The organism is Pseudobutyrivibrio sp. 49 (assembly GCF_900100545.1).
Classification (GTDB): Bacteria; Bacillota; Clostridia; order Lachnospirales; family Lachnospiraceae; genus Pseudobutyrivibrio.
Genome location: NZ_FNDP01000001.1, coordinates 163,115 through 182,053, shown reverse-complemented (window position 1 = coordinate 182,053; position 18,939 = coordinate 163,115). Strand labels below are relative to the sequence as shown.

Annotated in this window: 13 protein-coding genes and 1 pseudogene; 4 read left to right on the top strand and 10 right to left on the bottom strand. The window is 39.1% G+C overall.

Features of this window, described 5'->3' with window-relative positions:
* Positions 1-34 precede the first annotated feature (34 nt).
* A complete protein-coding gene (gene pckA, locus BLP54_RS00760; RefSeq protein ID WP_090165799.1) occupies positions 35-1,648 on the bottom strand; it encodes a phosphoenolpyruvate carboxykinase (ATP) in 1,614 nt (537 codons plus the stop codon).
* Positions 1,649-1,988: 340 nt separating this feature from the next.
* On the opposite strand from pckA, the gene BLP54_RS00755 reads away from it, so the two are divergent.
* Positions 1,989-3,362: a citrate/2-methylcitrate synthase gene (locus BLP54_RS00755; RefSeq protein WP_090165797.1), complete on the top strand. Its 1,374-nt coding sequence runs from the start codon at positions 1,989-1,991 to the stop codon at positions 3,360-3,362.
* Positions 3,363-3,944: 582 nt separating this feature from the next.
* On the opposite strand, the gene BLP54_RS00750 is transcribed toward BLP54_RS00755, so the two are convergent.
* The 3 genes from BLP54_RS00750 to BLP54_RS00740 all read right to left on the bottom strand — a co-directional run bounded on the left by BLP54_RS00750 (position 3,945) and on the right by BLP54_RS00740 (position 6,641).
* Positions 3,945-5,513, bottom strand: a complete 1,569-nt coding sequence (locus BLP54_RS00750) for a sensor histidine kinase (protein ID WP_090165795.1) — start codon at positions 5,511-5,513, stop codon at positions 3,945-3,947.
* A 16-nt stretch (positions 5,514-5,529) separates the two neighbouring features.
* A complete protein-coding gene (locus BLP54_RS00745; protein WP_090165793.1) occupies positions 5,530-6,204 on the bottom strand; it encodes a response regulator transcription factor in 675 nt (224 codons plus the stop codon).
* 86 nt (positions 6,205-6,290) lie between these two features.
* The gene (locus tag BLP54_RS00740) at positions 6,291-6,641 is read right to left on the bottom strand and encodes a hypothetical protein (RefSeq protein ID WP_090165791.1); all 351 of its coding nucleotides are present in this window, start codon (positions 6,639-6,641) and stop codon (positions 6,291-6,293) included.
* 207 nt (positions 6,642-6,848) lie between these two features.
* Between BLP54_RS00740 and BLP54_RS00735 the strand changes: the two genes are divergently transcribed.
* Entirely contained in the window at positions 6,849-7,229 is a 381-nt protein-coding gene (locus tag BLP54_RS00735) for a response regulator (protein WP_090165789.1), read from the top strand.
* Positions 7,230-7,232: 3 nt separating this feature from the next.
* On the top strand, positions 7,233-8,114 hold the full coding sequence (locus BLP54_RS00730) for a chemotaxis protein CheX (RefSeq protein WP_090165787.1): 882 nt from the start codon (positions 7,233-7,235) through the stop codon (positions 8,112-8,114).
* 42 nt (positions 8,115-8,156) lie between these two features.
* On the opposite strand, the gene thrC is transcribed toward BLP54_RS00730, so the two are convergent.
* The 3 genes from thrC to BLP54_RS00715 form a co-directional block, all read right to left on the bottom strand.
* A complete protein-coding gene (gene thrC, locus BLP54_RS00725; protein ID WP_090165786.1) occupies positions 8,157-9,647 on the bottom strand; it encodes a threonine synthase in 1,491 nt (496 codons plus the stop codon).
* A 72-nt stretch (positions 9,648-9,719) separates the two neighbouring features.
* Positions 9,720-12,605: an ABC transporter permease gene (locus BLP54_RS00720; RefSeq protein ID WP_090165785.1), complete on the bottom strand. Its 2,886-nt coding sequence runs from the start codon at positions 12,603-12,605 to the stop codon at positions 9,720-9,722.
* 60 nt (positions 12,606-12,665) lie between these two features.
* Positions 12,666-13,367 (bottom strand): ABC transporter ATP-binding protein, encoded by a 702-nt coding sequence (locus BLP54_RS00715; protein WP_090165782.1) that lies wholly within the window; start codon positions 13,365-13,367, stop codon positions 12,666-12,668.
* Between the two features lie 197 nt (positions 13,368-13,564).
* Between BLP54_RS00715 and BLP54_RS00710 the strand changes: the two genes are divergently transcribed.
* Positions 13,565-14,398 carry a transglutaminase domain-containing protein gene (locus BLP54_RS00710; RefSeq protein WP_090165780.1) on the top strand — a complete coding sequence of 278 codons (834 nt, stop codon included), beginning with the start codon at positions 13,565-13,567 and terminating at the stop codon, positions 14,396-14,398.
* A 2-nt stretch (positions 14,399-14,400) separates the two neighbouring features.
* On the opposite strand, the gene asp2 is transcribed toward BLP54_RS00710, so the two are convergent.
* From asp2 to BLP54_RS00695, 3 genes and pseudogenes are all read right to left on the bottom strand, one after another.
* Positions 14,401-15,897 carry an accessory Sec system protein Asp2 gene (asp2, locus tag BLP54_RS00705; RefSeq protein WP_090165778.1) on the bottom strand — a complete coding sequence of 499 codons (1,497 nt, stop codon included), beginning with the start codon at positions 15,895-15,897 and terminating at the stop codon, positions 14,401-14,403.
* Between the two features lie 21 nt (positions 15,898-15,918).
* The gene (locus BLP54_RS00700) at positions 15,919-16,941 is read right to left on the bottom strand and encodes a hypothetical protein (protein ID WP_090165776.1); all 1,023 of its coding nucleotides are present in this window, start codon (positions 16,939-16,941) and stop codon (positions 15,919-15,921) included.
* 126 nt (positions 16,942-17,067) lie between these two features.
* Positions 17,068-18,939: pseudogene (locus tag BLP54_RS00695) on the bottom strand (hypothetical protein); the annotation flags it as partial.

Genomic DNA, 18,939 nt, shown 5'->3' with positions numbered 1-18,939 from the left:
AAATTATTAGAATTTATAATTGTTAAGCTTCAAATTAGAGCTGTGGACCTGCAGAAACAAGTGCCTTACCAGCCTCATTTGTTGTGTACTTAACAAAGTTCTTGTTGAATCTAGCTGCAAGATCTTTTGCCTTCTCTTCCCACTCAGAAGCGTTAGCATATGTATCTCTAGGATCAAGAATCTTAGGATCAACACCTGGAAGCTCTGTAGGAACTTCGAAGTTGAACATAGGAATTGTCTTTGTTGGAGCATTCTTGATGTCACCGTTAAGGATAGCATCGATGATACCTCTTGTATCCTTAATTGTGATTCTCTTTCCTGTTCCATTCCATCCTGTGTTAACAAGGTAAGCCTTTGCTCCAGACTTCTCCATCTTCTTAACAAGCTCCTCAGCATACTTTGTTGGGTGAAGCTCAAGGAATGCCTGACCGAAGCAAGCGGAGAATGTAGGTGTAGGCTCTGTGATACCTCTCTCAGTACCAGCAAGCTTTGCTGTAAATCCTGAAAGGAAGTAGTACTTTGTCTGCTCTGGTGTAAGGATAGATACTGGAGGAAGTACTCCGAATGCATCTGCTGAAAGGAAGATTACGTTTTCAGCATCAGGACCAGCAGAAACCTTGTTTACCTCAGCTGCAATATTGTTGATGTGGTCGATTGGATAAGATACACGAGTATTCTCTGTAACGCTCTTGTCATCAAAATCAATCTTACCTGCGCCATCAACTGTTACGTTCTCAAGAAGAGCATCTCTTCTGATTGCGTTGTAGATATCTGGCTCAGACTCTTTATCAAGACCGATAACCTTTGCGTAGCAACCACCTTCGAAGTTGAATACGCCGTTGTCATCCCAGCCGTGCTCATCATCACCGATAAGACGACGCTTTGGATCTGTAGAAAGTGTAGTCTTACCTGTTCCAGAAAGACCAAAGAAGATTGCTGTGTGCTTTCCATCCATGTCGCAGTTAGCTGAGCAGTGCATTGAAGCAATACCCTTAAGTGGAAGGAAGTAGTTCATCATTGAGAACATACCCTTCTTCATCTCTCCGCCGTACCATGTATTGATGATAACCTGCTCACGAGTTGTAATATTGAAAGCTACACATGTCTCAGAATTAAGACCGAGCTCCTTGAAGTTTTCAACCTTAGCCTTTGATGCATTGTAAACTACGAAATCTGGCTCGAAGTTTGCAAGCTCCTCTGCTGTTGGCTTAATGAACATGTTCTCAACGAAATGAGCCTGCCAAGCAACCTCAACGATGAAACGAACTGCCATACGTGTGTCTTTGTTTGCGCCGCAGAATAAATCTACAACGTAAAGATCCTTGTTAGAAAGCTCCTTCTTAGCAAGGTCCTTTACCTTCTCCCAAACCTCTTCAGACATTGGATGGTTATCATTCTTATACTCTTCTGTTGTCCACCAAACAGTATCCTTAGAATTCTCATCCATAACGATGTACTTATCCTTAGGTGAACGTCCAGTGTAGATACCTGTCATAACGTTAACAGCGCCAAGCTCTGTTTCCTTACCTACTTCAAATCCCTCGTTTGAATCTGCGAGCTCTGCCTTGTAAAGATCCTCATAAGAAGGATTGTGAACAATGCTAGTAGTTCCTGTGATGCCATACTTTGTTAAATCAACATTAGCCATCTTGTCTTTACCTCACTTTTCTAAATAAATTTTTACTAGCTAACCCCTATAAAATAAAGGCTAAAAACTAATTTTCGCTAGTTATCATTCTAGACGTTACACAAATTATTGTCAATAAATTCACAAAAAAAGTGTTTTATGATTTGTACAATTTTTAAACATAAAATTAAGCAATTTGCTAACTATAAAATTTTTCTTAAATTTGCCTATTTCTCTTGCAAAATAACCTAAATAAATGTCACAATTAACCTTGTATATTTACACATATTTATGGTAGTATACATTAAATTGTAGTTTAGCACGCTAAAGTGCGAAATAGTTTTGAGGAGGACAATGTTACATGGTGATTGAGAATTACAGCGAGATAACTCCTGAATTGGAAAAGCTTGCGGAGCTTTCCAAAAAATCTTCATATATAGATCCAGAGTTGTACACTACTTATGATGTTAAAAGAGGTCTCCGTGACCTTAATGGTAAGGGTGTTCTTGTTGGTATCACAGAGATTTCTGAGGTTAATTCAAAGAAGTTTGTGGATGGTAAGGAAGTACCTTGCGACGGACAGCTTTTCTACCGTGGCTACAATGTACGTGACTTAGTTAAAAACCTTCCACAGGAGCAGCACTTTGGCTTTGAAGAGTGTGCATATCTTCTTTTATTTGGCACTCTTCCAACTACTGAGCAGCTCAACGAGTTTAAGGGGATACTGGCACATTACCGTTCACTCCCACAGAACTTTGTTCGCGACATGATTATGAAGAGCCCTTCAAAGGACATGATGAACTCACTTGCCCGTTCCGTCCTTGCTCTTTATTCATATGATGATTACGCTGATGATACATCAGAACCAAATGTTTTAAGACAGTGTTTGCAGCTCATAGCTAATTTCCCATTACTTTCGGTTTACAGCTACGCTGCCTATGATTATTACTATAATGAAAACTCACTTATCATTCATCAGCCTAGACCTGATTATTCTACAGCAGAGAACATTCTTCACTGCCTTAGACCTGATAGTAAATTCACTCCACTTGAAGCAAAGCTTCTTGATGTTGCTTTAATCCTTCATATGGAGCACGGTGGTGGTAACAACTCTACCTTTACTACTCACCTTGTATCATCTTCAGGTACAGATACATACGCTGCTATTGCTGCTGCCCTTGGTTCACTTAAGGGTCCAAAGCACGGTGGCGCCAATATCAAAGTTGTTAAGATGTTTGAAGATATGAAATCAGTCTTAAAGGATTGGGAAGACGAGGAAGAGGTTGGTAATTACCTTCGTGACCTTCTCCACGGCGAAGCCTTTGACCGACAGGGGCTTATTTATGGTATGGGACACGCTATCTATTCTGTTTCAGATCCACGTGCTCTTACCTTCCATTCCTTCGTAGAAGACCTTGCCATTGAAAAAGGCATGGAAAAGGAATATCGTCTTTACGAATTAGTTGCAAAGCTTGCTCCAAAGATTATTGCTGAGGAGAGAAAGATTTATAAAGGTGTTTCACCTAATGTGGATTTCTATTCTGGATTCGTATATCAGATGCTCGGCATTCCAGGAGAGCTCTTCACTCCTATCTTTGCCATCGCTCGTATCGCTGGCTGGAGTGCTCACCGCATGGAAGAGATTTGCCATAAGGGTAAGATTATGAGACCTGCATACATGACAGTATGCCAGCACAAGAAATACATTCCAATTGAAGAAAGAGTTTTGGATTAAAATGTTTAAGGATTCTAGCGTTTTGCTGGAATCCTTTTTTCTACCTGCTTGAAAATGGGACTGTGGCATGCCACCAGCCTTCAACACACATATATTGGGGGAATCTACAGTGTTTTTACAAAAAAGGAAATAACTACTCTTACAAGAGATTCATTTACGTAACAATGCTCAAATATATACTGTTTTTCCGTAATCAAAAATCCACATAATTTAACCAATATCCATTTATTCCAATATCCCCATTAAATACTACACATACAAAAGATTATGTTCCCGAAATAATACTCACTTTATCAAAACTCTACGTAACAAATGCATAAACCATACCATTTTTCCGTAAATCGCAGTTTTAGCACATATTTGCCCTAAATTTATGTATATCTATTCTCTGGGCTATGCCACAGTCCCATTTTCAAGCCTGCTTGATTACCTTATACCCATCTACAGGCAGTGGGTCAATGACGCGAAGCGCCGAAGGGTATCATTGGCACTGCCTTGATGGGTATCCTGTAATCAGCAGGTTGAAAATAAAAAAGGACTTTAGCCATAAGCTAAAGTCCCTAGAAAACATCTCTTCCTTTCCTATTCCTCATCCTCTTCAACAAAAGGATTTATTGTTATCTCAAACCAGAAGGTTGCGCCCTGACCTTTTATAGAGAAGACACCATATTTAGCACCATGAAGCTCAAGTACATTCTTTACGATAGATAGCCCCAGGCCGGTACCCTGAATAGCTCGTTTATGAGCTGATGAATCTTTATAATATCTATCCCAAACGTATGGGATATCCTCCTGTTTAACTCCCTGTCCTGTATCCTTTACTTCTATTCGAAGCTTGTTGTCTATAACCTTTTGTATAACAGTAACTTTCTTGTCATCGCCCGTATAATTAATAGCGTTATTTATAAGGTTATAAAGCACCTGATACATCTTCTGCTCGTCCGCATATACGATAACTTCATCATCGTATATAAAATCAATAGTATATCCATCCACCTCGCGAAGCTTATTATATCGCTCCAAAACATGACGAATACTTTCAGTAATATTATAATCCTCAGGCTGAATAGTGATTGTACCTGCCTTAAGTTTTGAGATATCTAGCATGTCATTAACAAGACCTGAAAGTCTCTCCGTCTCATCAATAATAACCTGCACATTTTCCGGTGTGTTTTCTCCAGGAATATCACGCATTACCTCTGCATATCCCTTAATCATTGTAAGAGGTGTTCTCAAATCATGAGATACATTTGCTATCAATTCCTTTTGGAAGCTGTCGGCTTTTCCTAATTCGGATGTTGCATAATTTAAAGTATCTGAAAGCTCAGCCACCTCCATGTAATCATGTGAATTGAATTTAACAGAGTAATCTCCAGCAGCCAGCTTCTTTGCTCCATCATTAATTTTAATTATGGATTTTGACAGGCTTCGCGAAAGCATTACTGCCAATATAAAAGCAATAATAATTATAATAACTGAGATGTATTTCAGCTCAGCCTTTAGTGTACTAACGGTGGCATCCACTGGGGTCAAAACAGAATTAATCATTATGACCTGCTTAGAGCTACCTACATCGATTACTCGCACATAAATAACTGATTCGGCCATATCGTCTCCGATGTTCTGACGGAATTGTCCTGGCTCCTCTCTCTTTGGAGGTATCGTATATGCGATTCGTCCCGCGTTGGCATCCTCTTCTTCAGTAGGCTTTTCTATGCTATCAAGAACCTCTCGAATTTTGTTCTGCATCTCACTGCCCTTATATTCTATAACAGCCTCCCCACCATTGGCCACAGCCTCATCGTAGAAAATTTCGAAAAGAAACGGTGGCAATGAGGACATCTGTGAATTATAGATGTACTCTGCATTGTAGATAGAATTACCATCTTCATCAGTAATAAAAATTCCAAGATTATGGTTTGCTGCGATCTTTTCTATATCGTCAGAACAATCATCGTCACTATTATTGGACGATAAAAGCAATTCCTCTACATTGTTAAGAACAGTTTCTGTTTCCTGTCTTTTTATGATTTTATAGAAATCATCAAGGTAGACTATCTGAAAAAACCATAGTACTCCTAAAAGCACTATGGTAAAAATCAGGAATATTGAAAAGGTCTTCCATTTAATACTAATACGACTTTTTCTCAAAAGAATCCCTCCATTATTACGCTTCAAATCTGTAGCCAACGCCACGAAGGGTAATTAATAATTTTCTGTATTCGCCAAGACTGTTTCTAAGTAACTTAATATGGGTATCGAGCGTTCTGTCATCGCCATAATAGTCATATCCCCATACCTCAGTAATAAGTCTTTCTCTTTCGAGCGCAATATTCTTATTACGAACAAGATAAAAGAGAAGCTCATATTCCTTTGGAGACATTTCGATTCTCTTTCCATCTATAGAAACTGTACGAGCGGTAAAATTAATTTCCAATCCTTCGTATTTGAAAACATCCATAGCTGCTCCAGCGTCAGGTTTGCTGCGACTGGTAACAACATTCACGCGCATCATCAGCTCCTTTGGCGAAAATGGCTTAACCACGTAGTCATCAACTCCTGCTTCAAAGCCGTGAATTCTGTCGTACTCCTCACCTCTTGCTGAAAGCATAATAACTGGAATATCTTTTATCTTTTTTATTTCACTACATGCCGAAAAGCCATCTAACTCCGGCATCATAACATCCATAATTATAACATCGTAATCACTGTTGGCCTTTACCTTTTCGATGGCCTCCATGCCATCACAGGCCTCTTCGACTGCATAGCCTTCAAACTCACCATACTTACGGATAATTGAGCGAATCTTTTCCTCGTCATCAACCACCAAAATCTTCTTCATGTACGCCTCCTAAAACACGATACGTAAACTACCGAATTATAGTATCCATCACTTATGTGAATTCTAGGTGATGTTATTTAAATTTTTTAATGAATATACTGCTTTTTTGCCTTATGAATAGCTGCAGAAAATAAAATCCACACAACAACAAAAGCTATAAGGAAAATTACATTTACAAACTTAGGAAATGCAATAAACTGTGAATCATTTAAGAGTCCCTGTACACCAAAAATGATACAGAATGCTCCAAAGATTGCACACTTAGGCATAAGATAAGCTGAAAGTCCCTTTATATCTCCACATCTGGTAAGCTCCTCCGTGGTGACAACCATAGGATCAACCTCTCCCTTTTTATATCCCTTGATGCCTGTAAATAACAGGTACGCTCCCAGCAATGTGATAATTGCATCAAAGATTGAGAAAAAATTCATTGTCATTATTGTTCCCTCCAAAAATCTTTATGCATTAATTATAACGAAAATGCCTCATTTTTTCTATTGCATCCAAGAAATTATTCGATACAACGTCGTTGATTAATATTTGCTAAATTCACAAAATATACTTAAGATTTCTGATAAATCCATTTGAATCTACCCAATTGTTATTGTATTATTAATTTATAATATGCAGGAGGTGTTGGCTTTATGGACATAACTAACAAAAAAATTCTAGTTTGTGATGATTCAGTACTTGCCAGAAAACAATTGGTTGATGCTGTAAAGGAAGTCGCAACTGGCGCCACCTTCATAGAAGGAAAAAATGGCGCTGAAGCTATTGAACTTTACAAAAAAGAAAAACCTGACCTTGTCTTCATGGATATTGTTATGCCAGAAAAAGACGGTACACAGGCTCTTTCTGAAATTACATCTTTTGACAAGGATGCAGTTATTATCATCGTATCTTCTGTGGGTACACAGGAACAGCTTAAAAAAGCCATTCAACTGGGTGCAAAGGATTTCATTCAGAAACCTTTTGAGAAGAACCAGATTAAAGAAATTATCGAACTTCGACTTGGAGGAAAGTAGTTTATGTACACACAGTTCTTAGGTAACTATTTGTTGCAAAAGGGAATTGTAAATCAGGAACAGCTATTTAGTGCTATGTCCCGACTTTCGCAGACCCACATAAAGCTTGGTACAATTGCCATACATGAGGGTTTAATGACTGCCAACGAAGTGGATGAGTGTCTTTATGTTCAGACTCGCGAGGACAAGCGCTTTGGTGAAATAGCCATAGAACGAGGTTATCTTGAAGAAGCTCAAGTTCAGGAGCTCCTATCGAAGCAGACCCCTGATTTTATATTGCTTGGTCAGAATCTGGTTGAGGATGGTGTTTTTTCATACGAAGAACTGGAACGAATTATCTTTGATTATAAAAATGAAGCCGAGCTTTATGATTTGAGTCTTGATGTAGAAAATCAGGAAGCAATTCAAAGTATTATTTCCAAGTTCTTCCTTATGGCAGAGATGCCTGCAAACGACCTAAATCTTATGTACCTTGAGCTTATGTTTAACAGCCTTATAAGATTTATAGGAGAAGACTTCTCTCCTCTTTCACCTATGGTGCTGGAGGAATTTCCTATAACATTCGGCGTATCTCAGGGTATTAGCAGTGACCATGAGTTCATTACACACATCGACTGCGACAGAGAGACCGCTATTGCATTTTCATCAAGATATGCAAAAGAGGATTTCAATGAATTTAACGAGTATATTGTAGCTGCATTAGAGGATTTCCTTAACCTCCACAATGGATTGTTCATAGTAAATGCCTCTAATCAGCTTTCAGAAGATATTTCCCTGTCACCTCCTGTGATAACAGAGGAAGGTGTTCTTTCAGGACCTAACAAATGTGTAGACTTCCCAGTAGCCTATCCATTTGGAATTGTTCATTTACTAGTATGTTATTAGTTTAAAAATGGCACCCGAATGGGTGCCATTTTTTAATACAAATTAAATGCCTAGGAAACGCTTAACTTCTGCGCACATATCCTCTACCTCTACGACTGTGTCGTGACGAACTGGAGCGGAACGAATCTCTTCTATTGCGTTTGGTACATCAACCTTACCAAGTTCTGAAAGCTTATCTACAAGTACGAAATCCTCTTCCTTTTCGTATGCTGAGTCAATAGCACCCATAACTGCACGTGTAAACTTAAATGGGCTGGCTGTTGAAGCAATCACAGTTACCTTATCATCACCAGTTTCCTTCTTATATTTGTTATAAACAGAAGCAGCTACACCTGTGTGTGTATCAATAATGTAGCCTGTCTCATTGTATAAATCCTTGATTGTCATTCCTGTCTCAAGCTCTGATGCATAATTACCATAGAAGCTATCAAGCTTTGCACGCATATCATCAGTAATCTGATACTTTCCTGTAACCTTAAGCGACTCCATGAGCTCTGCGTTCTTTTCAGCATCATTTCCAGCAATGTGATAAATTAATCTCTCAAGATCACTTGAAATAAGAATATCCATTGAAGGTGAATTTGTAAGAATAAAGTCTCTGTTCTTGTCGTATTCTCCTGATGTAAAGAAATCATAGAGAACCTTGTTCTCATTTGATGCACAGACAAGCTTTGCAATTGGAAGCCCCATGTTCTTAGCATAATAAGCTGCGAGGATATTACCAAAATTACCTGTAGGAACAACTACATTGATCTCCTGACCAGAAGTAATCTTCTCCTCTGCAAGAAGCTTTGAATACGCATATACGTAGTAAGCAATCTGTGGAACAAGACGGCCAATGTTGATAGAGTTTGCTGATGAGAACTGGAATCCTGCTGCATCTAATTCTGCTGCAAGAGCCTTGTCATTAAACATCTGCTTAACACCTGTCTGAGCCTGATCAAAGTTACCCTTAATACCAACTACATGAGTATTGTCACCCTTCTGAGTAACCATCTGACGCTCCTGAATAGCAGAAACACCATTCTTTGGATAAAATACAACGATTCTTGTACCTTCAACATCTGCAAAACCTGCAAGGGCTGCTTTTCCTGTATCACCTGATGTTGCTGTAAGAATTACAATATCATTCTTTATATTATTTTTACGAGCGGAAGTAATCATAAGATGTGGCAAAATTGAAAGTGCCATATCCTTAAATGCAATTGTAGCTCCATGGAAAAGCTCAAGATAATATGCTCCATCCGCATATACGAGTGGTGCAATCTCTTCTGTATCAAACTTGCTGTCGTATGCACTGTTAATGCAATGCTTAAGCTCATCCTCTGTAAAATCTGAAAGAAAAAGCTTTAATACCTCATAAGCAACCTGCTGATATGTCATCTCAGCAAGCGTCTCCACAGGAACCTCCAACTTAGGAATAGATGTAGGCACAAACAAACCACCATCATCTGCAAGTCCCTTTAAGATTGCCTGTGAAGCAGTAATTTCCTGCTTATTTAAATCTCTAGTACTAACATAATTAACTGACATGATTCTTCCCTCGCTTATCTATAAATTTCTTTTCAGTTTACTGTAGCACAGTAAAGAAGTAAAGTCTAGTGTTTATTCCACTGCTTTCAAAGATTCCGTCATACTAATCTCGTCTAACTTTCTACCCATAAGTATATTGATAAGCAACGTAAACACAATCGTCAATACAAATGACAGCAGGTAGCTAAAAGCTGTGACCCTAACATCAAATGTAATCAAATCCACTATTATCTCACTCATTATGAAAGCATGGAAAAACTTTCCAACCACAAGTCCAACTGCTGCACCCATTATAGCAAGAAGAATATTTTCTCTAAATACATATGCTCTGGTTTCCTCTTTATAGAAGCCCAAAACCTTAACCGTCGCTATTTCTCTTACTCTCTCAGAAATATTTATGTTTGTAAGATTATACACAACCACTGCTGCAAGAGCCATAGCACTTCCTATTACAAGATAGATGATTATGTTTAAACTGCCCATCATGTTCTCGACTCTGTCTAACATATCCTTTGTTGGAACAACCATACTTATGGCTGTATCCCCCATAAGCTCTGCTCCAGCTTCATGAGAATCCACACCTTCATCAACCACAACATAAAGGTTCTTTCTCTCCGGAATATCTCCTATGTATTTCTCATAGGTGCTGGCATTCATATACATGTAGTTGTAAATAAAGTTTTGATTAATAGCTCCCACCTTAAACTCTGTCGGTTTCATATCATCAGAAGATATTGTAATAGTATCACCAAGCTTCATTCCATATCTGTCACACAGTCCCATGTTAATTACTATCTCGTCTTCTGACAGAGAACTCATATCAATATGATTGCCCTTAATATCATGCATATCATAGAACGTATCTATATCAGCTCCATCATCATAAACATTCATATAGATATTCTTGGTGTGTTTACCAAATTTCATATCTACAGAGGTATGATAGAAAAGAATATAGTCCTCCTTGTCATATCCCTTCTTCTCTAAAACTGGAACTGATTCTTTGGCTCCCTTTTTTAAGGTTATATCCATATCGTAAAGGGAAATATTTGTGTACTGATTCACAGCTATATCAGCAATGGAATCATATACACCAAAACCTGCCACAAGAAGTGCTGTACATCCTGCTATACCCATTACCATCATAATCAGTCGACCTTTGTATCTAAATATATTACGAAGGCTGACCTTCTTTAGGAATTTTAATCTGTTCCAGAAGAAAGGAATATATTCCAGGAAGATTCGCTTACCAGCCTTTGGCGCCTTTGGTCTCATTAGAGAGGCTGCCATCTCTGTCATCTCGACTCTGCAAGATACAAGTGTGACTCCAACTGAACAGATAAATGCTGCAGCAAAACTGATGATAAGCATCCTGCCATCAAAATAGTAATCCACCTCTCTAGTGTTATACATCATCTGATATGCATACCATATGGCCTGTGGAAAACCAAAGGTTCCTAAAGCGAAGCCTATACTTGTGCCAAGAAAGGCTGCAGAGCCTGAATAAAATGCAAATTTACCCATTATTGCTCCATTGCTATAGCCTAAAGCCTTAAGCACTCCTATCTGTGTACGCTGATCTTCTACCATGCGGTTCATGGTAGTCATACAAACTAAAGCTGCTACTAAAAAGAAGAATATAGGAAATACGTTGCCTATAGCACCTACTATCGTAGAATCGCTTTCAAAGCACACATAACCTGCGTTACTGTCGCGCTTCAAAAGGTAAGTATCAGCTTCTTCTATGTCGTCTATCTCTTTTTGTGCATCAGCTATCTCAGCTTCAGCATCAGCAATCTTTTCATTAAATTCCTCTACACCATCCTCATACTCAGCCAAGCCATCTTTGTATTCCTTCACCCCAGAATCATAATCCTTTTTTGCCTTACTGAGACTTGATTGCAAGGTATAAAGCTGAGCGGACTTTTCCTGATACTCGGCTACAAGAGCATTGTATTTGTTCTCATCAACCATGGCTGGATTCATCTGTCTTGCCATATCCATCTGATTAATACCATCTAACATCTGGTCAAGACCATCCTTCAACTGTATCTCAAGGCTCTCATATTCCTCTATTTGCTTCTTGCCAGAATCCAGCTTCTTCTTTGCTGAATCCAGCTCCATCTTTGCATCTGCAAGCTCTTCTCCAGTGGATGCTTTCTTATCTTCTAATTCCTTTTTAGCATCATCCAGCTTTTCCTGAGCCTCTTTAACTATACTCTCATATCTTTTTTGCGAAGCCGCATCAAGTGCTTTCTGTATCTTATCTTCATTAGCCTCTATAAGACTGTCATACTCTTCGGTATATAGCTCTGGATTGGAATCAAGCTTCACATAACAATCCGTATAAAAATCATCTTTAAAGGCTTTACCTTCAACATAGATAAAACCATCTAAAACACCTGCCCCAATAGATGTAGTACCACGTTCGTATTGGATGTATAACGGCGATTTTGCTACGCCAACAATTTTAAAGCTGCTGTAATTAAATCTGTCCCTGTCCTCTTTCTCATTTCCATCTGCCACGTAAATTGTAGAGCCTATGGCATCACTGTCTAATATAGCTGCATCAACAAGACATTCGTTTTCATACTGAGGCCATCTTCCATCTATCAGCACCACCTTATTTATTTCCTTTGGCAGACTGATTACTTTAATGGCATAGTCACTGTCTTCATACTCCATCATCACATCAAAGGAAATAGATTCTTCCACGGAGCCAGCCTCAATATTTTCCTTTAAATAGTCGATTTCCTCTTCGCCAAAGCCCAGGGATGAAATAAGCCTAAAATCATAGAACTGAGTATCTTCAAAATATTTTTGCATAGATACTCTTAGGGCAGGGTCAGTTACTTTTAATCCTGCAAAAAAGCCCACGCCTATGGCGATGATTATAAGCAGGGCTATATAGCGACCCAGGGAATCTTTTATTTCTCTTAACGTTGATTTGGCTAACATATATTATTACACCTCATCAGTCAGCTCTGCTGACAGTTTCTCATCAAAGGGAAACCTTTGCTACCAGTTAATCTCATCCACATCTACTGGATTATCATTCATATGCATATCCACAACAGTTCCAGACTTCACAGTTATGACCCTGTCTGCCATTGCAGTGAGTGCGTGATTATGAGTAATAACTACAACCGTCTTTTTCCCCTTCTTGCAGGTCTCCTGTAAAAGCTTTAGAACCGCTCGTCCTGTCTCATCATCAAGAGCGCCTGTAGGCTCATCACACAGTAAAAGCTTTGGATTCTTTGCCAAGGCTCTGGCTATAGCTACACGCTGCTGCTCTCCACCAGAAAGTTGGGCTGGGAAATTGTTCATTCGCTCCTTAAGCCCTACCTCTTCCAATATTTCCTCTGCTGGAATTGGATCCTTACATATCTGAGCAGCCAGCTCTACATTCTCCTTTGCTGTAAGATTTCCCACCAAATTATAGAACTGGAATACAAATCCTACATCAAATCTACGATAGCTAGTAAGTTCTCTTGGAGAATAACCTGATACATCTCTATCAGCCAGATATACACCTCCACTGGTGAGGGTATCCATTCCTCCAAGTATATTCAAAATAGTAGTCTTGCCGGCTCCAGAAGCCCCAACAATAATACAAAATTCGCCCTCTTCAATCTCAAAATTCACATCATGAAGAGCCTCAACTCTGACCTCTCCAGTCTTATAAATTTTTCCAACATTTTTAAATTCTACAAAACTCATAGGCACCTCCAAATAGCGCAAATGGATGTAGCCTAATGATAACATGGGTCCCAAAATCAATCGTAATTTTTAGGTTAAACAAGTATGAATTTTCTGTGTAGTTAACAATTCCTTCATATATTATCTGATATCATCCATTATAATAAAATTACCAGCCACAAATTGTACCCAGAAATTTAACTATTGAGGATTTATGTATGGGAAAAGCAGTAAGAAACAATTATGGTAAAGGATTAACAGGCATATGCGTTATTTGCCTTCTTGTAATGTTCTTTTTGAACTGTGATTTCGAAGCTTATGCTAATAATGATTTATACATATATAACAGCGTTCTTAATCCTTCTCAACAGCGAGTTTACAATCAGGTATACGAGAATATACTTACCTTTAATGAAGCTGTATTCCGCCTGAATGTGCCTCTTACTCATGAGGATTTATACATCACTATGAATGCTGTATATAACGATCATCCTGAGCTTTTTTGGGTTAGTACTTCTTACAAATATGGATATAACTCCCACAATATGGTTATCCAGATGAAGCTCAATTATTGTATTCCTAAGTCTAGTCTGGCCGCTGCTACCATAGCCTTCAACAACGCTATAGACAATATTGTTACTCAGGCTGCAGCATATCCTACTGATTTGGAAAGAGAACGAATTGTTCATGATATGATTTGTGATTTATCTACCTACGCAAACACAAATAAGAGCCACCAAAGTGCGTACTCTGCATTGGTGGAAGGTTGTAGTGTATGTGCAGGATATTCGAGGGCGTTTCAGATTTCCTGCCAGAAACTTGGCATAACCTGCTATTATGTTACGGGAATTGCTAACGGCGAAGAACACGCCTGGAATATAGTCAAGATAGGTGGAAATTACTACAACGTAGATGTTACCGGTGATGACACTATAAACGAAACCTTAAATACCTATTCATATCAGTATTTCAATGTTAGCGATACAGCCATAGCTCATAACCATGTGCGCTCTGCTCTATCTGCAAAACTTCCGGTATGTAACGCCTTATAAAATCAAATACGTTCAAAATCTTCCCGCAGGACTCGCTCGTACTGGCTCTTAAACCAGGCGCCGATTCCTGCGGAATTATCGTTATGACGTCCATGTAATCCCTTACCGTACACCTGAACTCCAGAAGAATTCAATTCTGATAACAGTCTGTCATAGGCTGTATCATCATAATCATCCTCGTACATGTAAGAAACTATAAATTTTGTATGTCCAAAGTCGCTATTTCTAATCTTGTTCCAAAATCTATCATTTAATATATCGATGGCATCCTTTTCCATTCCACCACCGTGAAAGCGCAACAAATCAAGAGACGTAGGAAATCCCCCCGGTCTCTTTAATCTTTCGTTCTCAGCAATATTCCCCAGGCTAGCCAGTGGCTTGCCTAAAATCAGCGCATGCGGTCTCAAATCACATCCGTAATACATAGAGCCAATGGTGCCCATGGAAATACCTGATAATATAAGCTGATTTGAATAAAATCCCAGTCTATCAAGATATCCCTGTATTACAGAAATCATTAACTGCTCATACTCTTTATTTCCCATGTAAAATCCACCGCCCTGAAAGCGCTGCTCGGCAATAAGAAGGAATGGGCATCCCATTTTTTTCATCATGTAATACCCTTCAAACCCCTCCATAGTCTTATATCCTGAAAAATAAACAGCCATAGGTGGTTTCATATCACCTGGATCAAAATATGCGAATATCTCTTCTCTGTCAGAGGTAACATATCTTTCTCCACCGACCATAAAGCATCCCTGGTCCCATCTGGAAATACGGTCGTGTAATCCAATAATATCCAGTCTTCCGCTGCCCTTTGCCTTTAACTCGCAGAATATAGTACCAGGGCCATTACGTCCCTCTATAAGGACAGGATTTTCCATATCTTCTTCGCTGAATTCCCAGCTATCGCAAATGTCTGCCAGACTACCAGATACAAACTGCTTTATTACAAGCATTAGCTCTACCTCTGGCTCCTTTTTATATTCTAGCCAAAATTCTATGGCCTGGCCTGCTTCGATAGGAATATTTCCTCTCCAAAATGCAATCTGATTGAACTCCTGACCATAACTTCCATTAAGAGTGACACTATACTGACCATACCATTTTATGCTACCCTTAAATCCCTGAGCTATTCCCACAGCTTCTGGTCTAAACTTTTCGCCATATGGCTTTGGAAAATATTTTTTTATCTCATTATCAAGAAAACTTTGAATCGTGTCCTTTGGAATTACCTTTCCTATTTTCTGGGCAAATAGTCTTTTGGTAATAGAATCTGGCACAAAGGAATCCACTATAAAAAAACAATAAGCCATGGACATCTTGTTTACTGCCTCGAACTCTTCCTGGGTAATATTACGCTCCAAAACTACAAGCTCATAAATCTCTTTTTTGAGCTCTATATTCTCGTTAGCATATATTATCTTTACCCTGTCTGGAAGCTGGAATCTCTTTTCCCAGCTTTCCTGTCCAATTTGCAGTATTCTAATTCTATCCATGGCTTTTTTCCATTTATATAATTAAAATTTACGCTTTTCCACACTCAATCCCAAGTAATTATCAAATAACGAAAAAGCACTTGCGAGAGGTACAATATATAAAGCTTTTGACAACTGCACTATTGTTGATGGATTATCACCCTGTAACGCAATTACGATGTAGGATACAAACATTAATCCAAGCCAACAACATAAATCAGATATGTTTTCTTTCTTGATACTCTTAATGATTATTACAACGATAAGTACTGACAAAAGTATTATCCATGGTGTTCCACAAACTGTCCTGATTCCCTCTTCAAAGGTTCCCATGTGACTGAAATTGTAAACCACCACATTCTGCCAGAAGGCTGCTGCATTCTTGAAATACCAAAGGTACAAGCCCATTGGAATCATTACTGTAATAAGACCCTCAATTACAGATACAACAAATGCTTTATATTCATCTGATGGAAGCTTCTCATTCCAGAATTTCACTGCAAAAAATACCAAAAGAATCACCCAAATAAGGGAATAAACTGGCTGCAGAAAGAATACCAAACCAAAGTCAATTGCAAGAAGATAAGTGTGATATGAAAGGAAACCATATTTTAGCTGTCTTGCAACATGATAAACCGTCAATGAGAAAAGGAAAAACATAAACTCCTCTGCTCCTGCATGAGTAAGTGCTCCCATCTCAAAAACTGTAAGCAAGAAGGTACTAATTAATGCAAATATCTCAGAGGTATAAAGCTTTGCAGTCTTGAAATTAAACAATACTGTAAAGAACACAATCACCGTTTCCATTATAAAATGAACAATATGTGTGTCTGTAGGCAGATATCCAAGACCATAAAACTCATATAATACTGGTCCATAGTGTCCATCAAGCTCAACATATGCCAAGAAGCCCTGACGAACCGAATACGCAATATCTAATATTTCAGTTTGGATTGTAGTAAATGAACCCTCTATCCAAGGATTAAAAGGGCTGGACATGGCTATAATCAAAGTGATTGAAAGAATTGCCAGAGCCTCCAAGGCAGATTTTACTTTACCGTTCATAAATATCTCCTCTCGATTAAAAAACAAAGAGAGTAGTAAGGTCATCCCCACTACCCTCTTATTATAGAATGATTTAAATTTACATTCTACCAACTTCTGTGAATTTTTTCTGTATGTATATATACCTTATTCAGAAAGGTCATTCATTTTGTTCTTTCTCTTATCCTTTGCAATCTTACCTGAGATAGCACTTATAAGAATAAGAATCCAGTACCACCATACTCTTCCACTTACGCCTGCCTTAGACACACCAAGTGGAGTTTCCTCTTCAAGGATTTCAACCACATCATCTACCTTTGTAGCCTCATCATCAAGAACCACTGCAAGGCTTACTTCCTGATCCTCAATTGAAACTTCAACCTCGTTGAACTTGGTTGTGCTAATGGTAATCTTTGGCTCGCCAACCTCTTTAAAGTTGTCTTCTACCTTAGTCTCTACAGGTGCAACATGGCTAGACTCACTTGCTGATGAACTAGAACCTGATCCATTTCCTGAACCATTTCCATTGTTACTTCCCTGTGGTGCAGGTGTAGTAGATGTTACTGCAGATTCTGAAGCTGATGTACTTGCCGAAGCACTTGCACTTGCTGATGCAGACTCTGATGCTGATGTGCTTGCTGACTCTGACTCACTCACTGATGCAGACTCAGATACTGAAGCACTAAGGCTTACTGATGTACTTTCAGATACTGCTGCACTCTCAGACATACTTTCAAGCTCACTTAATCTTGAAGATGCTGATAAGCTCTCTAACTCGCTAAGTCTTACAGAAGCAGATTCAGAAATCGAAATGCTCTCACTTGTTGAAACAGACTCTGAAACGGAGATACTCTCACTTGTTGAGATACTTTCTGAAATACTTACGCTTGCGCTCTCACTCGCTGAAACTGACTCACTGAGACTTACAGATGTTGAAAGACTTTCCAGTGTACTGATGCTCTGTGAAAGTGACTCTGATGCAGAAACACTCTCACTAACTGAAGCAGACTCTGAGGCACTTGCTGAAGCGCTCTCTGACATGCTTACTGATGCTGACTGACTCATGCTATATGAAAGAGATACACTCTCTAATTCACTAATACGCTCAGAAATGCTTGCAGACTCTGAAGCACTTACTGATTCTGACAAGCTTGCACTTGTTGATGCTGATTCTGATGCACTAACTGATGCAGACTCACTCATGCTTGTTGATGCACTCTCTGAAGCTGATGTGCTTGCACTTGTAGATGCACTCTCTGATGCTGATGTACTTACAGACTCTGAAGTACTCTGGCTTGCACTATCACTCATTGAAGTGCTTATGCTTGCTGATTCACTTGCACTTGTTGAAGCACTTTCTGATGATGATGTGCTTGCTGACTCACTTGAGCTTGTTGATGTACTCTCAGATGCTGATGTACTTGCTGATTCTGAAGCACTCTGACTTGCACTATCACTCATTGAAGCGCTTGTACTTGCTGAGTTGCTCATGCTTGTTGATGATGACTCACTAGCTGAAGTACTTGCACTTGTACTAGCTGATTCTGAAGCACTGTTACTCATTGATGTGCTAGCTGACTCTGATGCACTTGTACTATTTGAAGCAGATTCTGAAGCTGAAGCACTTGCAGACTCTGAAGCATTCTGGCTTGCACTATCGCTCATTGAAGTGCTTGCTGATGCAGACTCACTTGCACTTGTTGAAGCACTTTCACTTGCTGAAGTACTTACAGATTCTGAACTGCTCTGACTTGCGCTATCGCTCATTGAAGTGCTTGTGCTTGCTGATTCACTTGCACTTGTTGAAGCGCTCTCTGATGCTGATGTGCTCTGACTTACACTATCACTCATTGAAGTACTTGCTGATTCTGAAGCACTCTGGCTTGCACTATCACTCATTGAAGTACTTGCACTTGCTGATTCACTCATACTTGCTGAAGTGCTCTCAGATAATGATGTACTTGCTGACTGAGACTCACTTGTAGATGCAGATTCACTTACACTAGCTGATGTACTCTC

Excerpts from the sequence above, each read along its gene's own strand:
- BLP54_RS00710 (WP_090165780.1), top strand. The coding sequence starts at position 13,565 with ATGGGAAAAGCAGTAAGAAACAATTATGGTAAAGGATTAACAGGCATA.
- BLP54_RS00730 (WP_090165787.1), top strand. The coding sequence starts at position 7,233 with ATGTACACACAGTTCTTAGGTAACTATTTGTTGCAAAAGGGAATTGTA.
- BLP54_RS00740 (WP_090165791.1), bottom strand. The coding sequence starts at position 6,641 with ATGACAATGAATTTTTTCTCAATCTTTGATGCAATTATCACATTGCTG.
- BLP54_RS00715 (WP_090165782.1), bottom strand. The coding sequence starts at position 13,367 with ATGAGTTTTGTAGAATTTAAAAATGTTGGAAAAATTTATAAGACTGGA.
- asp2 (WP_090165778.1), bottom strand. The coding sequence starts at position 15,897 with ATGGATAGAATTAGAATACTGCAAATTGGACAGGAAAGCTGGGAAAAG.
- BLP54_RS00745 (WP_090165793.1), bottom strand. The coding sequence starts at position 6,204 with ATGAAGAAGATTTTGGTGGTTGATGACGAGGAAAAGATTCGCTCAATT.
- BLP54_RS00700 (WP_090165776.1), bottom strand. The coding sequence starts at position 16,941 with ATGAACGGTAAAGTAAAATCTGCCTTGGAGGCTCTGGCAATTCTTTCA.
- thrC (WP_090165786.1), bottom strand. The coding sequence starts at position 9,647 with ATGTCAGTTAATTATGTTAGTACTAGAGATTTAAATAAGCAGGAAATT.
- BLP54_RS00735 (WP_090165789.1), top strand. The coding sequence starts at position 6,849 with ATGGACATAACTAACAAAAAAATTCTAGTTTGTGATGATTCAGTACTT.
- BLP54_RS00720 (WP_090165785.1), bottom strand. The coding sequence starts at position 12,605 with ATGTTAGCCAAATCAACGTTAAGAGAAATAAAAGATTCCCTGGGTCGC.
- BLP54_RS00755 (WP_090165797.1), top strand. The coding sequence starts at position 1,989 with ATGGTGATTGAGAATTACAGCGAGATAACTCCTGAATTGGAAAAGCTT.
- pckA (WP_090165799.1), bottom strand. The coding sequence starts at position 1,648 with ATGGCTAATGTTGATTTAACAAAGTATGGCATCACAGGAACTACTAGC.